Source organism: Parabacteroides sp. AF14-59 (assembly GCF_003479515.1).
Classification (GTDB): domain Bacteria; phylum Bacteroidota; class Bacteroidia; order Bacteroidales; family Tannerellaceae; genus Parabacteroides; species Parabacteroides faecis.
Window position 1 is genome coordinate 21,160 of the sequence record NZ_QUHH01000024.1, and the last position, 16,678, is coordinate 37,837.

At 42.9% G+C, this 16,678-nt stretch carries 9 protein-coding genes; all 9 read left to right on the plus strand.

Going from position 1 to position 16,678, the window contains the following annotated elements; translation table 11 throughout:
• Positions 1 to 134: 134 nt before the first annotated feature.
• The gene (locus DWW23_RS20660) at positions 135 to 3,485 is read left to right on the plus strand and encodes a TonB-dependent receptor (protein WP_233564406.1); all 3,351 of its coding nucleotides are present in this window, start codon (positions 135 to 137) and stop codon (positions 3,483 to 3,485) included.
• A 12-nt stretch (positions 3,486 to 3,497) separates the two neighbouring features.
• On the plus strand, positions 3,498 to 5,000 hold the full coding sequence (locus DWW23_RS20665) for a RagB/SusD family nutrient uptake outer membrane protein (RefSeq protein WP_122355732.1): 1,503 nt from the start codon (positions 3,498 to 3,500) through the stop codon (positions 4,998 to 5,000).
• Between the two features lie 82 nt (positions 5,001 to 5,082).
• Complete coding sequence (locus DWW23_RS20670) at positions 5,083 to 6,261, plus strand: sialidase family protein (RefSeq protein ID WP_122355734.1); 1,179 nt, start codon at positions 5,083 to 5,085, stop codon at positions 6,259 to 6,261.
• A gap of 90 nt (positions 6,262 to 6,351) precedes the next feature.
• Positions 6,352 to 8,637 (plus strand): family 20 glycosylhydrolase, encoded by a 2,286-nt coding sequence (locus DWW23_RS20675; RefSeq protein WP_122355736.1) that lies wholly within the window; start codon positions 6,352 to 6,354, stop codon positions 8,635 to 8,637.
• Between the two features lie 15 nt (positions 8,638 to 8,652).
• On the plus strand, positions 8,653 to 9,675 hold the full coding sequence (locus DWW23_RS20680) for a hypothetical protein (RefSeq protein WP_122355738.1): 1,023 nt from the start codon (positions 8,653 to 8,655) through the stop codon (positions 9,673 to 9,675).
• A gap of 104 nt (positions 9,676 to 9,779) precedes the next feature.
• On the plus strand, positions 9,780 to 10,928 hold the full coding sequence (locus DWW23_RS20685) for a Gfo/Idh/MocA family protein (RefSeq protein WP_233564407.1): 1,149 nt from the start codon (positions 9,780 to 9,782) through the stop codon (positions 10,926 to 10,928).
• 278 nt (positions 10,929 to 11,206) lie between these two features.
• Positions 11,207 to 11,761: an RNA polymerase sigma factor gene (locus tag DWW23_RS20690; RefSeq protein ID WP_233564408.1), complete on the plus strand. Its 555-nt coding sequence runs from the start codon at positions 11,207 to 11,209 to the stop codon at positions 11,759 to 11,761.
• Positions 11,762 to 11,785: 24 nt separating this feature from the next.
• The gene (locus DWW23_RS20695) at positions 11,786 to 13,042 is read left to right on the plus strand and encodes a FecR family protein (RefSeq protein WP_122355744.1); all 1,257 of its coding nucleotides are present in this window, start codon (positions 11,786 to 11,788) and stop codon (positions 13,040 to 13,042) included.
• A 155-nt stretch (positions 13,043 to 13,197) separates the two neighbouring features.
• Positions 13,198 to 16,671 carry a TonB-dependent receptor gene (locus tag DWW23_RS20700; protein ID WP_233564409.1) on the plus strand — a complete coding sequence of 1,158 codons (3,474 nt, stop codon included), beginning with the start codon at positions 13,198 to 13,200 and terminating at the stop codon, positions 16,669 to 16,671.
• Positions 16,672 to 16,678 lie beyond the last annotated feature (7 nt).

Sequence of the window (16,678 nt, forward strand, 5' to 3'; positions counted from 1 at the left end):
TTATGAATGTAATTCAACACTTGATTAAGTTAAGATGTAAAAGTACGAATTTTTGTGTAACAAACTTGTTACTTGTACTAAGTTTTATCTTTTTAACAACTATACCAGCGAATGCGCAAACAGGTAATGTTAACTTGAAACTAAAGAATGTGACATTACCTCGTCTTTTTCAGGAAATAGAAAAGCAGTCAACTTACCGTTTCTCTTATCGGGATGCTGATCTTGTGGGAAAAGACCCTGTAACAGTTTCAGTGAAAGAACGATCACTGAAAAGTATATTAACTGATATTCTATCGAAACGAAATCTTCAATATCAGGTATCGGGCAATAAAATCCTGATAACCGTTTCTTCTGTGCAAACTCCGAAATCGACAGAAAAAAAAGAGGTTAGCGGAATTGTTGTTGATGAAAGGGGGGAACCTGTTATTGGTGTCAATATTTCGGAGAAGGGAACAACCAACGGAACTATTACGGATATGAATGGTCGATTCTCTTTTAAGGTAGGCGACAACAGTAGTTTACTCGTTTCCTATATTGGATATGACGGACAGGAAATATCTGTTAGAGGAAAGAATAGATTTAATATAACTCTGAAGGAGAATTTGCAGACTTTGGATGAAGTTGTCGTGATCGGCTATGGTACGCAATCACGTGAATTGCTGACGACATCTGTTTCGAAGGTCGATAATAAAGTACTGGAAAATGTGCCTTATGGTAACCTGGCTTCTGCTCTGCAAGGGGCGGTTTCCGGTGTGAGGGTACAAAGTACTTCCGGACAACCCGGTGAAGCTCCCCGTATTGTTGTACGTGGTGGTACTTCTATTCAGAATCCGGATGGGGCAGCTCCTTTGTATGTGGTCGACGGTATTACTCGTGACGAAATCAATCATTTGTCAAGCAATGATATCGAATCTATACAAGTATTGAAAGACGCTGCGTCTACTTCTATTTACGGAGCGAAGGGGTCGAACGGTGTTGTTATTGTAACCACTAAGTCAGCTAAGGCAGGTAAAGCATCGGTTTCGTATTCATATGACTTTACCATATCGACTATCGGAAAAAAATATAAAATGGCGAATGCCAAAGATTATCTGACTTTACATCGTACAGGTATGGTTATGCAGGATAAATTCCCGGATGCAACCAGCGAGTTGGGGCTGGCAAAAGGGTATGGTATAGGAAATAATTTGACAAATCAAACAGCGTTCACTACACAATATCTGAATGATTCGAACAGACATAAACTGAATGAGGGCTGGATAAGTATGCCGGATCCCATAGACCCCTCTCAAATGTTGATATTCCAAGATAATAAGATGTCAGATCTGGCTTATCGCACCGGCTTTTCCCATAATCATCATGCAGAAGTGAGTGGCAGCTCCGAACGGGCAAAATTTTTGGCTGGTATAGGTTATCTGAAGAACGAAGGTACTTTACGTGCAACGGATTATAATCGTTTTTCTTTCAATATTAATGGTGAAGTACAGGTGTTGGATAATTTGAATGTTACTGGAAGAGTGTATTACTCTAATACAAGAACTCATACGTCGCCTTTCAACTCTGCTGTTTCGTTTTATAGAAATGCCAGTTTGGCCCCGACTGCCAAGATTTATTTTGAGGACGGCTCGTATGCTCCTGGCTCGCAATGGGGGATGAGTAACCCATTGTATTCCATGTCAATTGCGAAATATACGGATAAGTCGGAGAACTATACATTCTCTTTGGGGGCAGATTGGACTATATTACCGGGGCTTTCCTTCAGACCTCAAATAGCTTTGTATAAAACAAATACGGAAAAGAATCGTTTTATGCCGGCATATTGGAATGGGCCGAACCAGCAAGTTAAAACAAGAGAGGCTTCTGCCAGCAATGATCAATGGTCGCATTATCAGGTGGATGCCGTATTGGATTATACGAAAACATTTTGGGAAGATCATCACTTTTCTGCTATGTTGGGATTAAATTATACCGAACGTATCATAGATTCGATCATGGCTGCGGGTAGAGGAGGCGCTACGGATAATATTACGACCGTGAACGGTATTGCTGAAAGAACTGTAGCTTCCAGTTCGAGTTCTACGCATAAGATGATGGGATATTTCGGTAGGGTTAATTACAATTACAAAAACAAATACTTGTTGTCTTTTAGTGCTCGTTATGATGGAGCCTCTAACTTGGGACGTAATAACAGATATGGATTCTTCCCGGGAATTTCGGGAGGTTGGCATATCGATCAGGAGACTTTTTATCCGGACGGGTTGAAGAAAATCGTGAAGGCTAAATTGCGTGCCAGCTATGGTGTGAACGGTAATATCAACGGACTTGCCGATTGGGCCGCCGATGGTAATTATAGCGTGGGACAGACATTCTTCGGTAATCCGGCTATCCGTATCAGCTATCCGGCAAACGATGATGTGAAATGGGAACGTTCGAAGACATTTGATATCGGCGGTGATTTTAAATTTTTGAACGGGCGATTGAATATTACGGCTGATTATTTCAGGAGGAAGACCGATCATTTGATTACAATGTTTACACTACCGCCGTCTACAGGTCTGGGGGACGTATATACTAATCTGGGAAGCTTGGAGAATAAAGGTGTGGAATTGGAAATTAATACCGAAATACTCCGCTTTGGAAAAGATGGCAGTTGGACGATCGGGTTTAACGCGTCGAGAGTGAAGAATAAGATTTTGGAATTACCGGAAAACGGTGTGGAAAACAACCGTATAGGAGGTGAATATGTATGGGATGTATCCAAAAAGCAATATACCTGGCAGGGAGGCTTGCAAGAAGGAGGAACTATGGGGGATATGTTCGGATATAAGCAATTGGGTGTTTATTCGACCGATGAACAGGCTGCCAAAGCTCCGGAAGACATGCTTATAACTATTGAAGACAGGACTAAATTCGGAGGTGATGTAAATTGGTTGGATGCCGACGGTGACGGTAAAATCGATTCGAAAGATCGGGTATATATGGGTAATCAATATCCGAAGTGGACGGGAGGAATTTCCAGTAATTTATCGTTTAGTGGCTTCGACTTCTATGTAAGGGCGGATTATACGGCCGGTCATACTATTTATAACTGGGCGAAAATGTTCTTGGATTACAGTTTGTTCGGTGACAACAATATGACGCAGGATGTAGTAAAGTATTCCTGGAAAAAGCAAGGGGATGTGACGGATTATCCTCGTTTCTACAGGGGTAATTTTACACAGTGTAATGCAACAGGAGCAAGACCCGGTTCGATGTATTATGAAAAGGGCAATTTTTTATGTTTCCGTGAGGTAACTCTTTCTTATTCTTTCTTACCTGAGATATTTAAAAAAGCGAGAATCAGTAATGTTCGTGTATCTGTCACTGGTAGTAACCTTTTATACCTTACGAGTTATAAAGGCCTGAACCCGGAGGATGGAGGAACCGACGACGGACGCTATGCAATGCCTAGAAACGTGACTTTTTCAGCTAATCTTACATTTTAAAAACATGACGTTATGAAAAATAGAATCAGAATAATTAGAAACGCGATAATAGCGGTCTTGTTTACTTCGTTGGTAAGTTGTAATGTTCTGGACGTGGAACTGCCAAGTGTAATCAGCGGTAATTCATTTTGGAAAACGGAAGAAGATGTTAAGGCCGCAATTCAGGGTATGTACACTTACTTGCGGGAGGTGGACGAAGAACTGTTTGTACTGGGGGAATCTCGTGCCGAAACTTCCGGTTTAAATGCTTCAGGCAGTAGCGGCGGATATGATATTTATTTTAATAATACGCTTACTTCTGCTACGGTCGGGGTTTCCTGGAAACCCTTTTATTCATTGATTAATTCGTGTAATCTGATAATTAAATATGCGGATGGTATCGATTTCAATTCCCAGGCGGATAAAAACTATTATTTGGCACAAGCTTATGTAATGAGGGCTTATGCTTATTATGTAATGGCTCGCTCCTGGGGAGACTTGATTATCCGTACGGAACCGGTTGAAGGGACAGACCCAAAAGTGCTTTATAAAGAGAGGTCGTCTGTCGAGGATGTATTTACTCTTATAAAAAGTGATATCGATAAATCGATTGAGTTGTTTGCGGATCATCCTAGCAGCGGTGCACCTGCCAGCGGGAGAATCTACTGGAATAAACCTGCCGCAAATGCTTTGAAGGGTGATGTTTATCTTTGGACGGGGAAACGTCTGAGTGAAGGAGAAAAGGATTTCACAATAGCATTGAATGCCCTGAAGGAAGTTAAACAACCGGGTGTTGATTTGATTACTGATTTTGGGAAAATTTTTGATGTGAGCAATAAGTTCAATTCAGAACTCCTGTTTTGTGCACATTACCAGAAAGACGAGAGAAATAATAATTTTTATTGGCATACATGGTTGATTCAAGCCGGAGTTCCGGGAAACATCGACGAAGAAACGAGAAATACACTTTTTCCTACAGGTAGCGGACAGTCGCTTACTGCACCGACGAGATTGTTGGTCGATTCTTATGATCCTGATGATACTCGGAAAGCAGGTACGCTGTATGAAATATATACTTATGGTGAGGACGGTAGCCGGGAATATTACCAAAGTGTGTGCATGAAAGGAAAAGGGTTGGTGGAAGCCGGGCAAAGGTACTTTATGAGTCATGTTATTCTTTACCGGTATGCGGATGTTCTGTTGATGATGGCAGAAGTGAAAAATGCCTTGGGTATGGATCCTTCCGATGAGATTAACCAGATAAGGAAAAGAGCTTATGGGGAGAACTTTGGTAAACATGTTTTTGTCAGTGGTTCAAAAGAATATAATGATGAAGTGATCCTAAAAGAACGCTTGTTGGAGTTTGCCTTTGAATGTAAAAGATGGTGGGATTTATTACGTTTTGATAAAGCGTTCGATTTGGTTCCGTCTCTTCAGAATAAGAAAGGAAAAGATTATCTGAAATTATTCCCTATAAGCGATGATTTGCTGAGTAAAGAGCCCATGGTAAAACAAAACCCGGGATACGATGACTGACCAATAATAGTAAAATTCTCAAATATAAATTGAGTACAAAATTTTATTATTGAAGTCTATATACAAAACAAATACTAAAAAGATGAGAATATTTCTAGTAATACTATTTGCCTTGTCCTGTTTTTCAGGCAATATGCTGGCAAAAGAGTTGAATAAACAGCCGGGTGTACGAAAAATAAAAGATGTGGTTGTATACGACGACCCGCAGTTTTATGTAGCATTTCCTTCTGTTGTAAAAAGCGGTGATGACTATCTGGTTGCTTTTCGTCGTGCACCCAACAGGGTTATGCTGGGAGAGCCATATCCGACACATACTGATTTGAATAGTTATTTAGTGATGGTCCGTTCCAAAGATGGTGAAACTTGGACAAAAAATCCCGAATTAATTTATGCACATCCTTTTGGCGGATCTCAGGACCCTTGTTTGTTAAAGCTGAGAGATGGGACGTTGCTTTGTACGAGTTATGGTTGGACACACCTCAGAGAAGATGCGATAGCGGAGTTGAAACAACCTGTTTACCATGAAGGAGGATGGATTGCCTTGGGCGGGTATATTATGCGTTCTTTTGATAATGGCAAGACATGGGAAGGACCGATTTATCCCACCGCAGTGAAAGATGGAATTTATAAAGATCCGATGGGAAATCCATTATCCGCCTATAACAGAGGTGCCTTATATGAAGGTAAAAGCGGAAGAATTTTCTGGGTAGTGGCAGCCATGGATGATTATCCGCTTACAAAAACATCCAATCATTTACTTTATTCGGATGACAAAGGGGTGACCTGGCAATACTCAAGTATCGTGGCGACTCATGAGAAATTTATATTTAATGAAGCTTCAGTCTATGAAACACCTAAAGGAGATATAGTTGCATTCATACGTACTGAGAATCCGGAAACACGGGCTTGCATCGCTCGCTCTACAGATGGTGGGAAAACGTTCAAATGGCAACCTATGGGTTTTTATGGACACCCACTGGCGGCTGTAAGGCTCCCGGACGATCGCGTGTTTCTGACATACGGTTACCGAGAGAAACCTTGTGGCGTACGGGCCAGAATCTTAAATGCAGAATGTACAGACTTTGCAACCGCAGAGGAAATAGTACTTCGTGATGATAACGGACCCGGTACAGATGTGGGCTATTCATGGCCGGTCGTACTTGATAATAACAGAGTGTTAGTCGTTTACTATATAACGAGAGACGACGGTCAGCGCTATATCGGAGGTACTATTTTAGAAGTAGACCCAAAGAAAAAGTAGCATATTGATTTTTTGCTTAAAATAAGAGGGGGAGAGGCCGACAGACCTCCCTCCGCTTTATAACTCCTAACATGTAAGATATAATTCAAAATGAAAAGATACTTTGTATATCTGTTTTTTTATTCTTTCATATCCTGCCATCTTTCAGGGGAAGATAAAGTATACAATTCCGGAATACATATTATACCGGAACCATTACAGCTGGAAGTTCGACAAGGCGTTTTTCCTATCAGCAACTCGACCACCCTATCACTGGAAAATGGTGATTGGGAAAAAGAAGCCTCTGTATTAATGAATAAGCTGGAAGAAGCAAGCGGATATAAACTCTCTTTTTCAGACAGCTCTTCCAATAATTGCATTAGACTCAAAACGAATGGAAACCTGGAAGAAGAAGGATACGAAATAGAAGTAGACGACAAACAGATATTACTTTCGGCTGCAACAGAAAAGGGCATGTTTTATGCCATACAGACATTATTCCAACTGTTACCGGCAGAAATCGAAAGTGCAAAACCCTTGAAAATGGGACTATCTGTTCCTGCTGTTAAAATCGCAGACCATCCACGTTTCAGTTACAGAGGAGTAATGATAGATGTGAGTCGCCATTTCTTTACCGTAGAAGAACTGAAAAAACAGATATCCGTGATGGCTATGCTTAAACTGAACCGCCTGCATTTGCATCTGACGGATAACCAGGGATGGCGTATTGCTATTGATAAGTATCCGCAACTGGTTGAATGTTCTGCCGTACAGGAAACCTATAATGAAGAGTTATACGGACCTTGTTATTATACAAAAGAAGATATAAAAGAACTGGTAGCCTATGCCGGTCGTCATCATATAGAGGTGATACCCGAGATAGAATTCCCGGGACACAGTTTGTCGGCCCTGGTTCCCTTCCCTGAATTGTCATGCAGTGGCGGACCTTTTAAAAGTGAACAGGTCTTTGGCTATGAAGAAAATGTTTTTTGTGTAGGTAACGACTCCGTGTTCACTTTTATGGAAAATGTATTGACGGAAATAGCCGAACTGTTTCCAGCCCGCTATTTGCACATCGGGGGAGATGAATGCGTTAAGAGGTATTGGCAAACATGCCCCCGTTGCCAGGCATTAGCAAAAAGGATGAACCTTCACCCTACTCCTGAGCACTCAGTGGAAGAGCAATTGCAAAGTTATGCCATCAAACGGATGGAGCGTTTTATTTCCGGTACATTGGGAAAACGGATGATCGGTTGGGAGGAAATTCTGGAAGGCGGACTGCCTGAAGATGCAACGGTAATGAGCTGGAAAGGTACCGAATGCGGAGCCAAGGCCGCAGCAACAGGCCACGACGTTGTTATGGCATCCATGGCCGACGGGCTTTACCTATGTGCTGCACAAGGCGCCGACGAAGTAGAACCGGCTGCCATGGGCGGACAGTCTTGCCTGAAAGACGTGTACGAATTTGAGCCGCTTCCAAAAGAGTTAGCTCCGGAAAAAAGAAAACATGTAATTGGTACCCAGGCTTGCTTATGGAGTGAATGGACACCCTCCGGAGAACTATTGGAATACATGCTTTATCCACGAACCGTGGCTTTGGCGGAAACAGCCTGGACAACACCCGAAAAGAAAAACTGGGACGACTTCTTGCGCCGTCTGGAGAACATGCAGGTCCGTCTGGATTTGAAAGGTATCAATTACCACATTCCGCTTCCGGAAGGAGAGTTGACGACCAACAAAGTCTTTACCGGAGATTCTGTTATTCTGGAATTTAAGAACAGCCGTTCGCTGCCCATGGTTTATACGGTAGACGGAACAACTCCCAACATGTACGCCCCCTCTTTGCCGGAACGATTGGTGCTGCACCAGCCGTGTACACTAAAAGTCTGTACCAAGACAGCAAACGGCAAACTCAGTCCGATACGCACCATAAACATTGAAAAGCAAACACCTATACCCGCAATTCAAAATACATGTAACGGACAAATCCACCTTCAGCTGGCAAACGGCCTTTTTAAAGATCATAGCGACTATACAAAAGCCGTATATGAAAAAGATACGATAATAAACTCTTTTGCTGTATATAATAAAGACAAATTCGATTTCAAAACACCCGGATTGGCATGCTATTCCGGCGAAATCGAAGTACCGGAGACGGGCATTTACACTTTTAAATCTAATGCGGATGAGTTGTGGATTGCAGGTAAACTATTAATTTACAATCCCACCTCTTCCCGCTTTTACGAGAAAAAGACGCAAATCGCCCTCGAAAAAGGACTTCATTCCTTCGCCCTGCTGTTTTCCAACCGCCTGAAAGAAGGATTTGCCTCCTGCTGGTACCCCATCGATTTTCAATACCTTCCGCCTTCCGGTGGCGAGTGGATAAAAAGTAATTAAAATTTTGTACAAACCATGAAGCACATATATAAACTATTATTGGTAGCTACCCTGTTGGGAAGTTGCCAAACCGACGGAAATCAAACAGATTTGAATGTAGACAGAAATACGAACGAACTCTTTCTGAATACAACTCCCCATAAAAAAATGATCGTCGACGTCGACATGTGTACCGATGTAGACGACGCTTGCGCCGTACGGATCGCAACAGCACTCGATGACGACGGCGTCATTGACCTACAAGGAATAGCCTTTTCCGTAAATGGCCCCAATAACCTCGATGCCTTACGTGGTTTTCTGCTTCACGAAGGCAAGCCTGATGTATTGATAGGAAAAAGCGCGGTAGCCAACGAACCAGAAGAATCACCCTACTGGGATCTGATGGCCGAATATAGTGATGGCAAGGTGAATGCCTACGAAGCTGTAAAAATGTACCGCAAAATACTCTCCGAGAGCGATACCCCGGTCGATATCGTTACAACCGGCTACACCACCAACATCGAGTACCTTTTGAAAAGTGAACCTGACGAATACTCCGATCTTACAGGTCTGGAACTTGTCAAAAGAAAATGCGGACAACTCTACGTCGTAGGCGCAACCTATCCGGAAGGGCGTTGCAACAACATCTGGTTTGCCCCGGCAGCTCGGACGGCGGCAGATTATATCAGCAAGCATTGGCCCTATCCGATACTTTTTTTCACCAATAATGTAGGCGGATTGCTCGTATGCGGCGCCGGGTTGCAACAGGTAGATATCGACCGCAAAGACATTGTAACCCGCGCCTTATACGCATTCGGAACCGATGCCGGACGGCTTGCTTGGGACCCTTTCGGCGTATGGTGTGCCGGATATGCCTGCAGTAAAATCAATCGGCTGGGTTTCAAACGAGTAAATATATTCATAGATACCCAAACGGGTCGTAATACATTTGCCGATGCAACCGACGGAAAGCATTTCGTTATCTATCCGCTATGCGATAATAAGAACTATTATAATGCCATGATGGATCACCTGTTAATCAAAAAAGCCAAACTTTAATTGCTGACCGGATTATTTAATACCCATTTTTTAATAAATAAAAGAATATGGAAAAGATAAACAGACGACAGTTCATAAGCCAGTTCGGACTGGCCACGACAGCCATGTGTATTTCGCCACGCTTCGCATTCGCCCAGCCACTCGGTTCGGACAAGAAAATCCGTCTGGGCGTAGTTGGAGGTAACTTCGGTTTAGGTTTTTTCTTCCACGAACACCCCAACTGCATTGTTGAGGCAGTGAGCGATTTGGATACCCAAAGAAGAAACAAACTGATGGAAGTTTACCAATGTAAAAAGTCTTACGAATCACTGGAGAAATTGCTCCGCGATCCGAAAGTCGAAGCCGTAGCCCTGTTTACCCCGGCACCCGACCATGTGCGCCACACGATTCAGTGTCTCAAGGCCGGCAAACATGTGCTCTGCGCGGTTCCTGCCGCCATGACCGAAGAAGAATGCTATCAGTTGCTTGAAGCCGTGAAACGTTCCGGACTCACTTACATGATGGCTGAAACGACCACTTATCGCGAAGAAACCATGATGGCGCAGGAATTCTATCGCGCAGGCAAGTTCGGAAACATCTTCAGTAGTGCGGCCCAGTACTATCATCCCGGTTTGGAAACCTTGTATTTCGACGCCGACAAGAAACCTACCTGGCGACATGGCCTTCCCCCTATGCTATACCCTACGCATGTTACTTCTTTCCTTATCGCTGTCACCGGAGAAAGGTTGACAAGCGTAACCTGCAACGGTTGGGGCGACGGGAGCCCGATATTGAACAACAACCCTTTCAATAACCCCTTCTGGAATGAAACCGCACTCTTCCGTACTGACAAGGGTAACTCCTTCATGGGCGAGGTATGCTGGCGAGGCGCATTGGTAGGTGTTGAGAGAGGTGAATGGCATGGCGACAAAATGAGTTACTATTCTGAATATAAAGGCCTGGGTTCACATCAGGTAGTCTCCAGCGAAATGCAAGGTAAAGACGAAGGTGGATTCGTTGTCGACGAACCCGAAATGCACTTTGTCGAAATGAAGCCCTGGTGGAAGACCGACTTGCCGGGAAAGATCAGCCATATCAGTGGACACGGTAACTCGCATTGTTTTATTACCCACGAGTTTATTAGCTCGCTTGTAGAAAACCGCAAGCCTGGAGTCGACGTACATGAGGCGCTGGCTTATACAATTCCCGGTATCATTGCCCACAAATCGGCCATGCACGACGGCGAATTATTGAAAATACCGGTATTCGATTAAACAGTTCCACATTTATAAACTATACCCTGAGCAATACATTTTTTCATGCTATAGAATTGTGTGATAACTGATGCAACCGGTCTGTGACAGATCGGCTGCATTCTTGTATATTCTGTCTCCAGTGATGCCCCACTCATAAGGAATGGTGTAATATTATAGGTAGTTCCCCGAATTATTTCCTCTATTGGAAATAAAATCCGGAAAATTTCAGTAAGGAATTGAGTACAAATTTTTAATATTAAAGTCTATATAATAAATAAAGGAAAATGAGCGACCAGATGCACATAGATGATCTATGGAAGCGCTTTCTTAAAGGCGACGACCGAGCATATACAGAGTTGTATAACCTGTATATAGACGATTTGTTCGCTTACGGCATGCACTTTACCACCAACCGTGAGGCGGTTAAAGATTGTATTCAGGAGGTTTTTATCTCTCTTTATAAAGATCGTTCCAAACAAAGGAAAGTAAATAATATAAAAAGCTATCTCTTTGTTTCGTTGAAAAACGAATTGTTCGATCTGTTCAAAAAAAGTATGGAATATTATCAGATAGAGACAATAGAGCCTGTTTTTCAAACGGAATATTCCGTAGAAGATCAGTTTCTGAAAAATGAGACTGCTAGTAATAATGTTGCCAGGGTGAAAAAACTTTTGCAGGTCTTATCACCCAAGCAAAACGAAGTGATCTATTATCGCTATGTAGAAGAAATGACGTATGATGAAATAGGGGAACTTATGCACATGAACAATCAATCTGTACGTAACCTGGTTCATCGCTCTATCCAGAAGATAAGGGAACTCATGCACAATGATATATTCGTTCGTTTTTGATAAATTGATTATTGGATTAACAAGATGGAGAAGAAATATAAGACATATACAGTAGATGAATTATTGCAGGATGATTATTTCATATCGTCTATCTTGCATCCTACGCAGGAGAGCCGCGAGTTTTGGGATTTTCTGATACAAAGCGGTAACCTGTCGGCACAGGATTTTGAAGAAGCGGCTTTTTTTATCGAGGTAGTACATTCCCCGAAAGAAAAACTCCTTCGTAAAGAAAAAGAAGCATTATGGAGCAAAATAGAAATAGAAAATAAAAGTTCGCTGAAGAAAAAAATACGGACACTTTATGCCGCCTGCTTCTCGGCCGTAGCATGTGTTTTCATTTTGCTGGGCGTATCATTTTATTTCTTTTATGAAAGCAATCAGCAGGGAGATGATGTAATCGATATGATTGCCGCCTTGAAAAAAAATCCGGATGTACAACCCGGATCAGATATTCGTTTGGTGTTGTCGAAAGACAAACAGGTAACATTTGAAGAAGACAATACAGATGTGAAATATGACGATAAAGGAGAAATAAAGGTCAATTCCCAAACGGTAATGGAGGGAGGAGATAAGGATAAAAAGGTAGGCGGCGATAAAGAAGAAAAAGAGGCGACTGTTACCTATAACCAGTTGATCGTGCCTAAAGGTAAACATTCCACCCTGTTACTGTCTGACGGCACAAAGCTTTGGGTCAATGCCGGGTCGCATGTCATATTCCCTGTATCGTTCAAAGGCAATAAAAGAGAGATATACGTGGATGGCGAAGTCTTTTTGGACGTAACCCGTAACGAGGACAATCCTTTTGTCGTGAAAACAGACCGGATGGCAGTCGAGGTGTTGGGAACCTCCTTTAATATCAAGTCGTATGGCCATGAAGATACGGATGATGTCGTATTGGTGACAGGTTCCGTTCATGTTCGTACGGAAACGGGCCGGAAAGCCGAGTTGATTCCCAATCAACGATTCCGGTGTACATCGATCGGCGATGTGGATATTCAGACTGTAGATGTATATGATTATATATCCTGGAAAGACGGTTTGTTGCAATATAAAAAAGAACGTCTATCCGTCATATTGCAGCGATTGTCGGATTATTATGGAAAACCGATCCGATGGGAGCCGGAATTGGAACGCCTGACTTGTTCGGGTAAACTGGATTTGAAGGATGATATGGAGAAAGTACTGAACGGATTGACCAGGATGATCCCCGTAAAATTCGTGAAACAAGATGATTGCTACTATTTTAGCGTAACCCCCTTAAACAGCAAGCCTATGGAGTAAAGAGCATAAAAAAACCGGATAACATACCCCTACATTATCCGGCATAATTCAAATTGAAAATTTCACAGAGTATCAACTTAAATCAATACAAATGTATGATAAATAAATTGAAAGGCAACAATACGTATGCCGTTTTTAGTAGATTCATTCGGATTATGAAACTGATAAACCTATTCTTCATAGCGGGGATATGCTTTGCGAATGCCGCAAGCAGTTATTCGCAGTCCACTTTGTTAACCTTGGAAGCAGACAACAATACCCTGGAGGAAGTATTCAAAATGATAGAAAAAAATAGCGAGTATGTTTTTTTCTATAGTGACAAGGCAGTTAACCTAAAGAAAAAAGTCAGTATTAATGTGAAAGATCAGACGATCGACAAAATACTTGATCAAGTGTTGCAACAAACCGGAAACGCTTATTCGATCGACGACCGTCAGGTGTTCATCGGCGCTGCAACAAAAAACAAGTCGAATACCGTCCAACTGCCCGTGGTTGCGCAAGTAGAGCGCATCGATGTGACAGGCGTTGTCAAAGATAAAACAGGGGAACCTGTTATCGGAGCAACTGTTGTGGAAAAAGAAAATCCGACGCATGGAACCATTACCGACCTGGACGGCCGTTTTGAGTTACGTAATGTACCTAAAAATGCCGTATTGCAGTTCTCTTTTGTGGGTATGAAAGCACGCGAAGTGGGAGTGAACGGAAAAACGATGTTGAATGTCATATTGGAATCGAGTACGGTCTTGGATGAAGTCGTTGTAGTCGGATATGGTACACAGTCAAGGGCTACATTGACTACTTCTGTCTCCAAGATGGATACGAAAGCGCTCGAGAGTGTACCTTATGCAAACCTCGTATCAGCGCTGCAAGGAACTGTGTCCGGTGTCAGAGTACAGACAACTACCGGACAGCCGGGTGCAAGTCCCCGTATTATCGTGCGTGGTGGTACCTCTATTAATAGTCCCGATGGCGCCGAGCCGATCTATATCGTGGACGGCGTGATTCGTAACGACATTGATGGTGTCAATTCGGATGATATCGAATCTATGCAGGTGCTGAAAGATGCTGCATCCACAGCCATATATGGTGCACGCGGATCAAACGGTGTTGTTTTAATTACAACGAAAACAGGTAAAGCCGGGAAAACCAGTATCACTTATAAATACGACCTTACACTTTCCAAAGTAGGAAAGAGATATGATATGGCATCTGCCCGCGACTACATTTATTATGGCAGAATAGGGACCCAGGTGGCTGATCAAAGATGGGGATTCGGTTTGAGCAACCTTTATACGGCTTCCGGATTCGGTACAGGAAATGATTTGACAGCGAATACAACCTATACAACGCAATATCTGACTCCGGAAAACCAGCATAAATTGAATGAAGGATGGGAAAGTATGCCTGACCCGATTGATCCGTCGAAAACCATCATCTTCAAGGAGACAGACTGGCAGGACGTATTGTTTCGCACGGGTGTTTCTCACAATCATAATGTCAACATTTCTGGTGGTTCCGAAACAGCTACTTTCAATGCCAGTGCAGGCTACATGACGAATGACGGTACTGTTATCACTACCCATTATGACCGGTTGACGTTCAACCTGGGAGGTGAAGTGAAGATTCGTCCTAACCTGAAGGTCGGCGGACGTGCTTCCTACAGCAAATATACTAATAACGGCATTAATGAAACAAGTATATTTGCCCGTGCCATCGGACAGGCGCCGACAACGAAATACACCTTCGAAGACGGTACGTTGGCTCCCGGTAACAGAGGTGCTGGTAATCCCGCTTATCATTTGCATAAAAATACGAGTAAGAATAGTGATGAGAACATTACTTTCATTTTCGATGCTAACTGGGAAATTATTCCGGGTTTGACATTCACACCGACGTTCTCTATCTGGAAAGAATCTGAAGATAAATATAGCTTTACACCCTCTTACCTGGATGGTGTGAACCGCCTCAATACTGTGCGCCCAGCTAGTGCCAGTTATTCTAAATGGTGGCAGACACAGGCAGATGCCGTATTGTCATACAATAAAGATTTTAAAGATCATCATTTGAACGTCATGGCTGGTTATTCCTACTATTTCAAGTCCAGCTATGGTATGTCGGCCAGTGGAGAAGGTGCGTTAACCGACTTGATCCCGACTTTGAATGCGGTTTCCAAATATACTCACATGAGCAGTAACTTGTCAAAGCAGATCATGTTGGGTTATTTCGGAAGAATCAATTACAACTACAAACAGCGCTATCTGCTGTCTGTGAATGCCCGTTACGATGCCTCTTCCATGTTGGGACGCGAACATAAATGGGGCTTTTTCCCCGGGGTGTCTGTCGGATGGAACATCCATGAAGAAAATTTCTGGAGAGATATGAATGCCGAAGATTTCCGTTTGAAATTGAGAGGTAGTTACGGTGTCAATGGTAATATTACCGGTATGGGACCGTATACGGCACAGGGTGAATATGCCGTAGGAGGCGGAAAGTATATGGGGGTAAACGCTATCCAGAACACCGTTCTCCCCAATGAAGACTTGCAATGGGAAGAGTCCAAAACGTTCGATTTCGGTATAGACTTGGGACTGTTTGATCAACGGGTGGATATTATCTTCGATTATTTTAATCGTAATACCGATAATTTGATTACGCAGTTGCCTATGCCCATGTCGTCGGGTTTCAATGTGATTACCACGAACTATGGTAGCTTGAACAACCGAGGAGTCGAAGTCGAAGTTAAGGTGCAAGTGATGCCTAAACGCTCCGAATTGCAGTGGGAGCTAGGATTTAACGCCTCCCATGTAAAAACCAAAATTCGTAAACTGCCCGAAAACGGAGTGGAAAGGAACAGAGTCGGTGGTTATTATGCTTGGAACCCGGAAATCAATGACTACGATTGGGTAGGAGGCCTTCAGGAAGGTGGTAGAATCGGTGACCTCTTTGCTTGGAAGTCGTTGGGAATATATGCAACCGATGAGGAAGCGAAGGCCGACCCAGTGATTGATATGATGGACCCGTATGAAGACAAGACCAAATTCGGAGGCGATACCCGCTGGTATGACGCCGATGGTAATGGCGAAATCAATGAGAAAGATATTTGTTACATGGGAAATACTTATCCGAAATGGACGGGCGGTATTTCTAGCTCATGGAGCTATAAGAATTTCGACTTGTATCTGCGTATGGACTATATGACCGGACATACCATCTTTAACGAACAGAAGATCTTCCTTTGCGGGCAGTGGGCAGGCAATCTCAATATGCCGCAGGAAATGATCGACAAGAGTTGGAAGAAGCAAGGCGATATTGCCGAACGCCCTATTTATATACCCAATGAGGATTACAACCTCTGGAGAGGCGGCGACTGGTATGGAGAGGGGATGATGAACTCTGAATTTTATGAATCAGGCAATTTTCTTTGTATCAGAGAATTAACCCTGGGGTATAGATTGCCGCTTACAGGAGTCATGAATAAGATATTCACGAACTTGAAGGTGAACGTGACCGGAAATAACCTCCATTATTTCACGAAGTACACGGGTGCAAATCCTGAATTCGGAGGAAAAGATGCAGGACGTTATCCGCTTCCCAGAAATGTGATTTTCGGCGTATCAGCTACATTTTAATTTAATT

Excerpts from the sequence above, each read along its gene's own strand:
- DWW23_RS20690 (WP_233564408.1), top strand. The coding sequence starts at position 11,207 with ATGCACATAGATGATCTATGGAAGCGCTTTCTTAAAGGCGACGACCGA.
- DWW23_RS20695 (WP_122355744.1), top strand. The coding sequence starts at position 11,786 with ATGGAGAAGAAATATAAGACATATACAGTAGATGAATTATTGCAGGAT.
- DWW23_RS20680 (WP_122355738.1), top strand. The coding sequence starts at position 8,653 with ATGAAGCACATATATAAACTATTATTGGTAGCTACCCTGTTGGGAAGT.
- DWW23_RS20700 (WP_233564409.1), top strand. The coding sequence starts at position 13,198 with ATGAAACTGATAAACCTATTCTTCATAGCGGGGATATGCTTTGCGAAT.
- DWW23_RS20685 (WP_233564407.1), top strand. The coding sequence starts at position 9,780 with ATGTGTATTTCGCCACGCTTCGCATTCGCCCAGCCACTCGGTTCGGAC.
- DWW23_RS20670 (WP_122355734.1), top strand. The coding sequence starts at position 5,083 with ATGAGAATATTTCTAGTAATACTATTTGCCTTGTCCTGTTTTTCAGGC.
- DWW23_RS20675 (WP_122355736.1), top strand. The coding sequence starts at position 6,352 with ATGAAAAGATACTTTGTATATCTGTTTTTTTATTCTTTCATATCCTGC.
- DWW23_RS20665 (WP_122355732.1), top strand. The coding sequence starts at position 3,498 with ATGAAAAATAGAATCAGAATAATTAGAAACGCGATAATAGCGGTCTTG.